This is a genomic window from Oscillibacter sp. UBA6647, assembly GCA_002455655.1.
GTDB lineage: Bacteria > Bacillota > Clostridia > Oscillospirales > Oscillospiraceae > Oscillibacter.
The window spans coordinates 976-11,927 of the sequence record DKLF01000134.1; the positions used below are offsets into that span (position 1 = coordinate 976).

Annotated in this window: 11 protein-coding genes; all 11 read right to left on the bottom strand. The window is 58.8% G+C overall.

Going from position 1 to position 10,952, the window contains the following annotated elements:
- Positions 1 to 1,917: endopeptidase La (gene lon / locus B2W96_RS09810; RefSeq protein ID WP_293010111.1), on the bottom strand; the 1,917-nt coding region annotated here is incomplete at its 3' end.
- A gap of 74 nt (positions 1,918 to 1,991) precedes the next feature.
- Positions 1,992 to 3,311 carry an ATP-dependent Clp protease ATP-binding subunit ClpX gene (gene clpX, locus B2W96_RS09815; RefSeq protein WP_293010112.1) on the bottom strand — a complete coding sequence of 440 codons (1,320 nt, stop codon included), beginning with the start codon at positions 3,309 to 3,311 and terminating at the stop codon, positions 1,992 to 1,994.
- Positions 3,312 to 3,348: 37 nt separating this feature from the next.
- Positions 3,349 to 3,930, bottom strand: coding sequence for an ATP-dependent Clp protease proteolytic subunit (locus B2W96_RS09820; RefSeq protein WP_293010113.1), 582 nt, complete (start codon positions 3,928 to 3,930; stop codon positions 3,349 to 3,351).
- Between the two features lie 145 nt (positions 3,931 to 4,075).
- Entirely contained in the window at positions 4,076 to 5,524 is a 1,449-nt protein-coding gene (gene tig, locus B2W96_RS09825; protein ID WP_293010114.1) for a trigger factor, read from the bottom strand.
- 88 nt (positions 5,525 to 5,612) lie between these two features.
- Positions 5,613 to 6,299 (bottom strand): metallophosphoesterase, encoded by a 687-nt coding sequence (locus B2W96_RS09830; RefSeq protein ID WP_293010115.1) that lies wholly within the window; start codon positions 6,297 to 6,299, stop codon positions 5,613 to 5,615.
- A gap of 61 nt (positions 6,300 to 6,360) precedes the next feature.
- Entirely contained in the window at positions 6,361 to 7,848 is a 1,488-nt protein-coding gene (thrC, locus tag B2W96_RS09835; RefSeq protein ID WP_293010116.1) for a threonine synthase, read from the bottom strand.
- Between the two features lie 57 nt (positions 7,849 to 7,905).
- A complete protein-coding gene (locus B2W96_RS09840; RefSeq protein ID WP_293010117.1) occupies positions 7,906 to 8,259 on the bottom strand; it encodes a YraN family protein in 354 nt (117 codons plus the stop codon).
- Positions 8,256 to 8,891, bottom strand: coding sequence for a ribonuclease HII (locus tag B2W96_RS09845; RefSeq protein ID WP_293010118.1), 636 nt, complete (start codon positions 8,889 to 8,891; stop codon positions 8,256 to 8,258). The genes B2W96_RS09840 and B2W96_RS09845 overlap by 4 nt, the downstream gene beginning before the upstream one ends.
- The gene (gene ylqF / locus B2W96_RS09850) at positions 8,884 to 9,765 is read right to left on the bottom strand and encodes a ribosome biogenesis GTPase YlqF (RefSeq protein ID WP_293010119.1); all 882 of its coding nucleotides are present in this window, start codon (positions 9,763 to 9,765) and stop codon (positions 8,884 to 8,886) included. The genes B2W96_RS09845 and ylqF overlap by 8 nt, the downstream gene beginning before the upstream one ends.
- A gap of 19 nt (positions 9,766 to 9,784) precedes the next feature.
- Positions 9,785 to 10,387: a signal peptidase I gene (gene lepB / locus B2W96_RS09855; RefSeq protein ID WP_293010120.1), complete on the bottom strand. Its 603-nt coding sequence runs from the start codon at positions 10,385 to 10,387 to the stop codon at positions 9,785 to 9,787.
- 337 nt (positions 10,388 to 10,724) lie between these two features.
- The coding region (locus B2W96_RS09860) for an HIT domain-containing protein (protein WP_293010121.1) at positions 10,725 to 10,952 on the bottom strand (228 nt) is incomplete at its 5' end.

The window sequence follows — 10,952 nt, forward strand, 5'->3', positions numbered from 1 at the left end:
GGATTCCTTCATCACGTCGCCCAGATTTCCGGTCAGCTCCAACTTCCCGGTGCCGTCCATCACATTGGCCTCCACCTCCAGAATCTCGCCGCCAACCTCGGTCCATGCAAGCCCGTTGACCACGCCAATCTCCTCCCGTTCCGTGTGGAGGGCAGGGGGGTAGGGAGACATATCCAGCAGTCCGTGCAAATCTGCTTCCGCCACGGCGACGCGCTTCGTCTCGCCGGTGAGCAGCCTCAAATCCGCCTTGCGGCACAGGGCGGCAATCCGCCGCTCCAGAATGCGTACGCCGGACTCTCTTGTGTAATCCCGAATCAGGGCGCGGATGGCCCCGTCGTCTATCTTGAGTTGGGACTTTTTCAGCCCGTGCTCCTTCATTTGCTTGGGAATCAAGTGATTTTTGGCAATTTGCAGCTTTTCCTCGTCGGTATAGCTACCCAATTGAATGACCTCCATCCGGTCAAGCAAAGGACGGGGAATGGTATCGGTGGTATTGGCGGTGGTGATGAACATGACACGGCTCAAATCCACCGGAATTTCCATAAAATGGTCCCGGAAGGCGTGGTTCTGCTCCGAATCCAACACCTCCAGCAGGGCGGATGCCGGGTCACCCCGGAAGTCGTTGCCCAGCTTGTCGATTTCGTCCAGCAGCAGCAACGGATTCATGGACTTGCCGCGACTGATGGCTTCAATAATCCGCCCCGGCATGGAGCCAATATAAGTTTTCCGATGGCCCCGGATATCCGCCTCGTCCCGGACGCCGCCCAAGCTCAGCCGGGCCAGCTTCCGATTCAGCGCCTTGGCAACGCTGACGGCGATGGAGGTTTTGCCCACGCCGGGAGGGCCGACAAGGCAAAGAATCTGCCCCTTCCCCCCCGGGTTCATCTGGCGCACGGCAATCGTCTCCACAATCCGCTGCTTTACCTTTTCAAGGCCGAAATGGTCCTTATCCAGGATTTTTTTGGCAGCTTCAACATTCAGCCGCTCACGGGTCACGGTATTCCACGGCATCTCCAGACACACGTCCAGATAGTTGCGGATCACCGCGCTCTCGGCGCTGGAATAGGGCTGCTTGCCCAGTTTATCCACCTCTTTCATCAGGTGGGCCTCCGTGTCCTCCGGCAAGTCCAGCCGGAGAATGCGCATGCGGTATTCGTCCAGCTCTTCGTCCCCGTCTTCGCTTTCGCCCAGCTCACTCTGCATCACCCGAATCTGGGCCCGCAGAATCTGCTCCCGCTGGGACCGGGCAAGCTGAGAACGAACCTTGTTCTCCATTTCGCCCTCAAAAGCCAGCACGTCGTTCTCCCGTGCCAAAAACTCGTTGAGCTTGCGCAGCCGGACGTAGGCGGAAGTCTCCTCCAGGATGCTCTGCCGTTCCTCAGCTCGCAGTTGGACGTTCTGTGCCAGAAAATCCGCAAGATATCCCGGGTCCCGGCTTTCCAGCACCTGTGCCTTCACGCCGTCGGGCAGGTTGGACACCTTCCCCGCGTATTCCTCAAATAGCACGGTGGTCTGGCGCAGAAGGGCCTCTGTCCGGGGACTGTTCAAAAACGCGTCGGACTCTTTTTGCTCCGGCATCGCCTCCACGTTGGCCTGCAAAAACGGTTCGGACTGCCACAGGCGCTTCATCCGCGCCCTGCGGCCCCCCTCCACCATCACCCGCACGCTTCCTTCAGACACGCGCAGGACCTGAGAAATGTGGGACACGGTGCCCACCCGGTAGAGATCCTTCTCCCCCGGCACCGCCGTTCCGATTTCCTTTTGCGTCACCAGAAAAATTTCCTGATCCGTCTCCATGGCCCGGCTCAGGGCCGCAATAGAGATGGGTCGCTCCACATCAAAGGTGATGTTCATATGTGGAAAAACCGTCAGGCCCCGCAGGGCCAGAACGGGAATGTTCCAGGTTGTCAGCTCCATAGCCAGGTTCCTTTCTTATTAAAGAAAGGGAGACGCGGCTCGCGTCCCCCTTTCTATGTCAGGCTTGCGGCTGCTCAGGATGCGGAGGCCGGTGTACTGCCGGCAATCTCCGGCTTTTCGGCCTTGCCGTTGTTCAGCTTCACCGGGTGGCTTGCGCGCCGCTTGTCGTGTACCAGCGCGGGCTGCTCCGCCCCCTCCACGCAGGCCCGGGTAATCCGCACGGTTTCAATCGTGGGGTCGGAGGGAATGTCATACATAATTTGCGTCAGCATGGATTCCATGACCGCCCGCAGACCCCGGGCGCCGATATTCCGCTCGATGGCCTTGTCGGCCACGGCTTCCAGCGCCTCTTGATCAAAAATCAGCTCCACATCGTCGTACCCAAGTAGCTTTTTATACTGCTTGACCAGAGCGTTTTTCGGCTCTGTGAGAATCCGCACCAAATCCTCGCGGCTCAGTGCGTTCAGCGTGGCGATCACAGGAAGGCGGCCCACCAGCTCGGGAATCAGGCCGTATTTCAAAATATCATGAGGCTGAACCCCGGCCAAAATGCGGCTCAGGTTCCGCTCCTTCTTCCCCTCGATCTTCGCGCCGAAGCCGATGCTCTTCTGATCCAGCCGCTGCTCGATGATCTTATCCAGCCCATCGAAGGCGCCGCCGCAGATGAACAGGATGTTCTTTGTGTTCACCTGAATAAATTCCTGATGAGGGTGCTTGCGTCCGCCCTGAGGGGGAACGTTGGCTACCGTGCCCTCGACGATTTTCAGCAAAGCCTGCTGCACGCCCTCGCCGGACACATCCCGCGTGATGGAGACATTTTCGCTCTTGCGGGCGATTTTGTCAATCTCATCCACATAGATAATGCCCCGTTCGGCCCGCTCCACGTCAAAGTCGGCAGCCTGTAAAAGCCGCAGAAGAATGTTCTCCACATCGTCGCCCACATAGCCCGCCTCGGTGAGAGTGGTTGCGTCCGCGATGGCGAAGGGGACCTTCAGAATGCGGGCCAGCGTCTGGGCAAACAACGTCTTGCCGGAGCCGGTGGGACCCAGCATGAGGATGTTGCTCTTTTGCAGTTCCACCTCCTCGTCGCCGCCGAAATAAATCCTTTTATAATGGTTGTACACCGCCACAGACAGAGCGACCTTCGCTTCGTCCTGCCCGATCACATACTGATCCAGCACGCCCTTGATTTCCTGAGGCGTGGGCAGCTTGTCAGGGATTTCCTCCAGACCGGAGGCGCCGGTGTCCTCGAACCCATCGTTCAAAATGCTCATGCATAGCTGGACGCATTCGTCGCAGATACGCACGCCCGGTCCCTGAATCATCCGGTGAACCTGCTGCTCGTGCTTGCCGCAGAAGGAGCAGCGAAGAGTTCTTTTGTCGTCGTTCGGCATGGTTTTACCTCAGTTCTGCCTTTTCGGAAAGGCGCAATCAGTGATTGGTGATAATTTTGTCGATCAGGCCAAATTCCTTGGCCTCCTCGGCGGACATGAAATTGTCCCGCTCGCAGGCGGCAGTAACTTCTTCCAGGGACTTTCCGGTGTTGTCCGCAAGAATGAGGTTCATGCGCTTTTTAATAATTTCCAGCCGCTTGAGATGGATGGCCATGTCGGTAATCTGGCCCTGGGTCCCGGCGGAGGGCTGGTGAATCATGATTTCGGCGTTGGGCAGGGCAATCCGCTTGCCCTTGGCGCCGGAGGACAGCAAAAACGCACCCATGGACGCGCACATGCCCACGCACACAGTGGACACGTCGCACTTGACGTACTGCATGGTATCGTAAATGGCCATTCCGTCGGTGACGGAGCCGCCGGGGCTGTTGAGATAGAGCTGGATGTCCTTGTCGGGGTCCTGCGCCTCCAAATACAGAAGCTGGGCCACAACCAGACTGGCGGTGGTGGCGTTGACCTCCTCGCCCAAAAAGACGATCCGGTCATTCAGCAGTCTGGAAAAGATATCGTAGGACCGCTCGCCACGGTTGGTTTGTTCCACTACGTAAGGTACTAAGCTCATTGGTATAACCTCCACTTTGATACTGGTCTGCGGAGTCCCCGGTCCCTTGCCGGGGTTGGTCCGTCTAGAAACATTCTCCCATGATACCACAGGTACCATGAGAGAATGTGTCGAATCTGTAAAAAGTAAACGGTTTTCCGGAAGATTAGTCCGCTTTCTTGGCAGTCTTCTTGGCGGCGGGCTTCTTGGCGGGCTTCTCCTCACCGTCGGCGGCCTTGGCAGCCTTCTTGGCGGGCTTCTCCTCGCCCTCAGCAGCCTTGACAGGCTTCTTGGCGGCAGTCTTCTTGGCGGGCTTCTCCTCCGTCTCCTCGGCCTTGGCCTCCACAGCAACGGCGCTGTCCCGCACCAGCTCAATCGCCTTGCGGCTGCTGAGCTGATCTTTAATCTGTTCGGCGGGCAGGTACTTCTTGATGTTCTCCAGCTCGATGCCGTACTGCGCTGCCATGGTATTGTACTCGGCTTCCACATCCTCGTCGGAAATTTCGATCTTTTCCTCCTTGATGATGGCGGCCAGCGCCAGATCCATGCGCACCTGCCGCAGAGCGGGTTCCTTGGCGTCTTCAAGCAGCTTGGCCTCGGTGATGCCGGTCATCTGCATATACTGCTCATAGGGAATACCCTGCTGCTGAATCTGATTTTTGAAATTGTCCACGAAGCGGCGGGCCTGAGATTCCACCAGCGCATCGGGGACATCGGCGGTGATGTTCTCTGCCGCCTTCTGCATCAGCGCATCCTCAAACGCCTGACGGGCCACCTGCTCACGCTCGTCGGTAATCTTCTTCTCGATGTCCGCCTTCAGGTCCTTCAGCGTATCGAACTCGCTCACGTCCTTGGCGAACTCGTCGTCCATGGCGGGAACGTCCTTTTCCTTCACCTCGTGGAGCTTCACCTTGAACACCACGGCCTTGCCGGCAAGCTCGGGGGTGTAATCCTCGGGGAAGGTCACGTCCAGATCCTTCTCCTCGCCGGCCTTCATGCCGACCACCTGCTCCTCAAAGCCGGGGATAAAGCTGCCGGAGCCAAGCTCCAGACTGTGGCCCTCGCCCTTGCCCCCGTCAAAGGGCTTGCCGTCCAGAAAGCCCTCGAAATCAATGACGGCCACGTCGCCGTTTTTCGCTTCCCGGTCCGCGGAGACCAGCCGGGTGTTGCGGTCGGCCATTTCCTTCAGACGCTCGTCCACATCGGCGGCGCTGACCTTTACATCGGACTTGGGGGCCTCAAGGCCCTTATACTGGCCAAGCTTCACCTCGGGATAAACGGGGACCAAGGCCTTGAAGGTAAAGCCCTCCTTGGTGAGCTCGCCTTCCAAATCCACCTGAGGATACCCCACAACTTCCAGCTTCTGCTCCGCCACGGCGGCCTCGTAGGCATCGGGCATGGCGATATTGACCGCTTCCTCGAAAAACACCTCTGCGCCGTACATCCCCTCGATAATCTTGCGGGGAGCCTTGCCGGGACGGAAGCCCGGTACATTGATCTGTTTGCGCATCTTCTGATATGCCTTTACAAGTGCGGCCTCAAATTCCTCCGCGCTGACCTCCACGGTCAGGGCGACGGTACTTTTTTCTTGTTTTTCGCAGTTTTTCACGTTCATATTGTTTACTCCTCCGTTCATGACCGGTGCAAGCCGGTACAATTCCTTATAATATCAGACAAATGCGGAAAAATCCACACTTTTTTCATCATTCGATAATTTTTTTTGGAACGAACTCCAAATAGTCCGCAGAGATGAGGGAAAAGGCAGTTCCGGCCTGTTCGCCCTCAAAACGGCGGCGGATCACCGGCCCGTGAAGATGCCCGTAATAGCAGGACTTCACCCGGTATTTTTCCAGCAGCGCCAGAATCTCGGGGCACTGATAGCCCTTGTACAGCGGCGGATAGTGGAGGAAGCACAAAATCGGCCTGTCCCCCGCCGCCCGGAGGGAGGTTTCCAGCCGCATGACCTCCCGGTTCAAAACCTTTGCGTCCGGGGGCTTCTGGCGCTCTTCCTGAAACCAGCCACGGGTGCCGCACAGGGCGTACTCCTCGTAAAAATAACAGTTGTTGTGGAGGAACGAAAAGCTGGTTAGTCCCTTCTCCGCGAAAAAGCCGCTCATTTTGTTTACCGTGGTCCACCAGTAATCGTGGTTTCCCTTCACCAGCAGCTTTTTTGCGGGAAACTGCTCCAAAAAGCGGAAGTCTGCCTCCGCCTCCTCCATGCTCATGCCCCAGGAGGTGTCGCCGTCCAGAATCAGCGTGTCCTCTTCCGTCAGTAAGGAAAGGGACGCGGCAATTCGGTTTACGTAGTCCTTCCACGCCTCCCCGAAGACCTCCATGGACTTGTTCGCGGTCAGGGAAAGATGCAGGTCTCCAATCGCATATAGGGCCATTCACGCCCTCCTTTTCTTGATTTCTTGCAGGCAGTAGCCTCCCGCGCCGGATGTCCCGGAATTATCTGAGGAAATCTCGCACCGTCTGGGGCATCTCCTCTTTTTTCCGGCACAGGTCAAACCGATTCTCCTTCTCCCGCAGGGCCGCCAGCCGCCACGGGGCAGGCTGTCCTGTGACATATTGCAGCCGGTCGATCAGTTCTGTTCCCGAGCCCTCCGCCTTCTCGCCGATGGCGGCAAGCACACTGTCGCAGAATTTGAAGGGGGACGCGGTGGATACAAACACGGCGGGAGCGTTATCTCCGGTTTTGGCACGGTACTGCTCCAGCACGTCCGCCGCCACGGCGGTGTGGGTGTCCAGCAGATAGTCCCGCTCCCGATAATAGCGCCCGATGGCTGCGGCGGTTTCCGCTTCGCCGCAGGACCCGGCCCAGAACAGCTCGCGGATCTGCCCGAAAATCTCATCGCTCACCCGATAGCTGCCGCTCATGGCCAACTGGTCCATATAGTCCTTCACCTGCTCGCCGTTCTGCCCCGAAAGGTCGAATAAAAGCCGCTCCAGATTGGAGGAAATCAGGATGTCCATGGAGGGGCTGATGGTATTGTAGAAATTCCGGTTGCGGTCATAGGTCCCGGTGGTCAAAAACTCCGTCAGCACGTCGTTTTTGTTGGACGCGCAGATGAGCTTTCCAACGGGAAGGCCCATCTTTTTTGCGTAGTACCCCGCAAGGATATCGCCGAAGTTCCCGGTGGGCACGCAGAAGTTGACCTTCTCTCCCATTTTCAGCTTCCCGTCCCGTACCAGATCGCAGTAGGCGGAGATATAGTAGACCACCTGCGGCAGAATCCGGCCCCAGTTGATGGAGTTGGCGGAGGAGAGGAAATAGCCCCGCCCGTCCAGCTCCTCCCGAAGGGCTTCATCGGAAAAAATATGCTTCACGCCGCTCTGCGCGTCGTCAAAATTCCCCACTACGGAACAAACGCCCACGTTTTCGCCCCTCTGGGTAAGCATCTGGGCCTCCTGCACGGCGGAAACGCCGTCCTTGGGGTAAAACACCAGAATTTTTGTCTGCTCCACGTCGGCAAATCCCTCCATGGCGGCCTTGCCGGTGTCGCCGGAGGTGGCCGCGAGGATGCAGGCCGTCCGGCGCTCCCCCGTTTTCTTCAAAGCAGCGGACAGCAGCCGAGGCAGCATCTGAAGCGCCAAATCCTTAAACGCAGAGGTCGGCCCGTGCCAAAGTTCCAGGCAATGGGTAGCTTCGTCCAGCGTCCGCACCGGGGCCACGGCGGCAGTGTCAAACCGGGCGGGGCCGTAGGCCGTCTCGGCAAAATCCAGCAGTTCCTCCGCGCTGTAATCCGTCAGATACAGTCCCATCACCGCCGCCGCCCGCCGGGGATAGCTCAGGGGCAGCAGGGCTTCCAGCTCTTCCTGTGAAAGCGTTGGAAATTCCGTGGGGGTTAAAAGGCCGCCGTCCCGACTCAGACCCTGCTGCACGGCCTGCGCCGCGCTAAGGGCCACTGCGGTGTCCCGCGTGCTGTAATACTTCATGTCTCTTCCTCCTGCTTGTCGCGCCGCCGCGTGTCTTCCGTCTGGCCCCCGGCAGCCTTATTCAAACGCGTTTTCCAGATATTCCACCCGGAGTGCGCCGCTTTCATCGTAAACCTCCGCCACGTCAAATCGGGCGGGCTCGTCCAAATCCTTCACGCTCATGTACAGCGCGGCGGCGGACCTAATCCGCGCCTGCTTCGCCCCGGTCACAAATTCTCTTGGAAGGCCCACCTGCAAATTGCTCCGCAGCTTTACCTCCACAAAGCACAAAAGTCCCTCCGGGTCCCGGGCAATCAAATCAATCTCCCCAAACCGGCAGCGCCACTGGCTGGCAAGCAGCCCATAGCCCCGCCGCCTCAGATATCCCGCGACTTCCGTCTCGCCCCGGTTTCCGGCGCTTTTCGTGGTCATGGCCTTCCCTTCTCCCATTTCTTCAAAAAGCTCCGCCGATGGGCGGGACAGGGACCGTAAGCGTCCAGCATTGCATAGTGCAGCTTGGTGCCGTAGCCCTTGTGTTTTGCAAATTGATAAAGCGGGTATTCCTTATCCAGCACTTCCGTCACAAACCGGTCCCGGCTGACCTTCGCCAGAATAGACGCCGCCGCGATAGATGCGCTTTTTCCGTCCCCGCCCACCACGGTTTCATGAGGCGCGGTGATGGCACACAGGCTTCCCCGGTCCCGGTTCCCGTCAATCAGGGCAAAATCAGGCCTCTTTTTCAGCCCGTCGATGGCAAGCTGCATGGCCTTCATCCGGGCGTTGAGAATGTCGATGCCGTCAATTTCTTGGGCTTCCACCCAAGCTACGCAATAGTCCTCCGCCTCGGTTTTTATGATTTCAAACAGCGCTTCCCGTTTTTTCTCCGTCAGCGTTTTGGAGTCGTTCAGCCCGTCAATAACAAGCCCCCGGGGCAGAATCACCGCCGCCGCGTATACAGGCCCAGCCAGCGGACCGGCCCCCGCCTCGTCCGCGCCGCACACCGTTTCATACCCGGCGGCAAAGCACTGCTCTTCAATGCTCCACGGATGTTCCATCTCAGCCATTTTCCCGCTCCTCCGGCGTTTCAAGGGTAAAGCGTCCAAGCTTCCCGCCCCGGAACTCGTCCAGCAGGATTTTGGCCATCCGCTCCGTGTCGATTTCCCCGCCCCGAATCACAAAGCCCCGCTTCTGTCCGGCTTCCTCCAGTAATTCATAGCCGGAAGCCCCCGGCTGGGGCTGAAACTTATACCGCTCGGCAAGCTGGTCCGGATACCGGGCGGCAAGATAGCTCATGAGGTTGCAGGCCAGCGTCTCAATGTCGATCACCTCATCCCGCACCGCGCCGGTGAAGGCCAGATTCAGCCCCACACTCTGATCCTCAAACTTGGGCCAGAGAATTCCCGGCGTGTCCAGCAGTTCCAGCCCCTGATCGATGGGGACCCACTGCTTCGCCCGGGTAACGCCGGGCCGGTCCTCGGTTTTGGCGGTTTTCCGCTTTGCCACCCGGTTGATGAAGGTGGACTTTCCCACATTGGGAATCCCCAAGATCATCACCCGCATGGTCCGGCCCACCTGCCCCTTTTCCGCATAGGCCCGCAGCTTGTCCGCAAGCAGCGCCCGCACGGCGGCGGGAAACCGCTCCACTCCGTCTCCGCCCTTTGCGCTGCACTCCAGCACCGCATAGCCCTTCTCCCGGAAATAAGCCGCCCACAGCCGCGTTTTGGCCGGGTCCGCCTGATCGGCCCGGTTTAAAACCACCAGACGGGGCTTTCCCGCCGTCAGCTCATCCACGTCCGGATTCCGGCTGGAAACAGGGATGCGGGCGTCCAGCAGCTCGCACACCGCGTCCACGTTTTTTAGCTGGTCGGCAATCATCCGCCGGGTTTTGGTCATGTGGCCGGGATACCACTGAATATTTAAATTCTGTCCGTTTTCCACGCGTTTCCTCCTTGTGCCTTCACCGAATCAGGCCGATGCGGGAAAAATCCCGCTGCCCTGTCTCCGAATCCCTGCCGGGATACAGAATCAGCGCCGCCCTGCCGATGATATACCCCTCGTCCACCGTACCCAGCCGCACATCCCGGCTGTCGTTGGAGTGGTTGCGGTTGTCCCCCATCACAAAGACGGAGCCTTCCGGCACCGTCAGGGGAAACTCCGTTCCGTCGCAGCGAAAGGTCAGCTCCCGGATGTATGGCTCGTTTAAAACCTTTCCGTCCACGCTGACGCTGCCCTCATCAAAATCAATGTCCACCGTCTGCCCGCCCACGGCGATAATCCGCTTGACGATGGGCTCCTGCAAAAAGCTCTGCTTTCGCAAAACCACAATGTCTCCGGCCTTGTACGTTCCCGCCAGCAGGCCCACGGTAACCGCCAATCGGTCCCCGTCCTGAAGCGTGGGCAGCATAGACTGTCCGTCCACGCCGATCAGCCGCACGGCGAAAGCAAACACCAGCACCACCGCCAGCACGGAGGACACCAGCGCCCGCACCCATTCGTACAGCCCTTGTCCCCGAACCGCCTCCGGAGCCACCGCCGTCAATTCTGTCATGTCGTTTGTCATTTCATACCTCGTCCGGAAGATTCCGGAACCGCGCCAGACAGGAAGCCCCGCCGTCGCCTTTCTCCGGCGCGGCAGGCATTTTGCCGCCGCTCTCCGCAAAGGCAGCTTCCCCGCTACCCTAACTTGCATAGTATATCAAATTTCACCGCAAAGAACAAGTGCGAAGGGCGGGATTTTTCCCAGAAAGGCGCAGGCTTCGCCCCGCCCAGAGGCCAATGGACGGAGAGCGGCCCCGTCGGCATCCAAAGCCGAAGCGACAAGCTCCAAGGGGGCCTGGGAATTGACTTCCCCGGCCCCCTTCTTTGCATTGCCCGCAGGCAATAAACTTTTTCTGGTTTTAGCCCGGAGGCCAGGTCATATCCCGTCCGCCCAGCACATGGAAGTGCAGGTGCGGCACGCTCTGCCCCGCCTGTTCCCCAATGTTGGAAACCACGCGATAGCTTCCGATGCCCTTTTCGGCGGTGAGCTTTGCGATCACCTCGAAAATGTGGGCAACCAAAGCACTGTTACTCCCGTCGATCTGGGACACGGAAGCAATATGGCTCTTCGGAATCACCAGAAAATG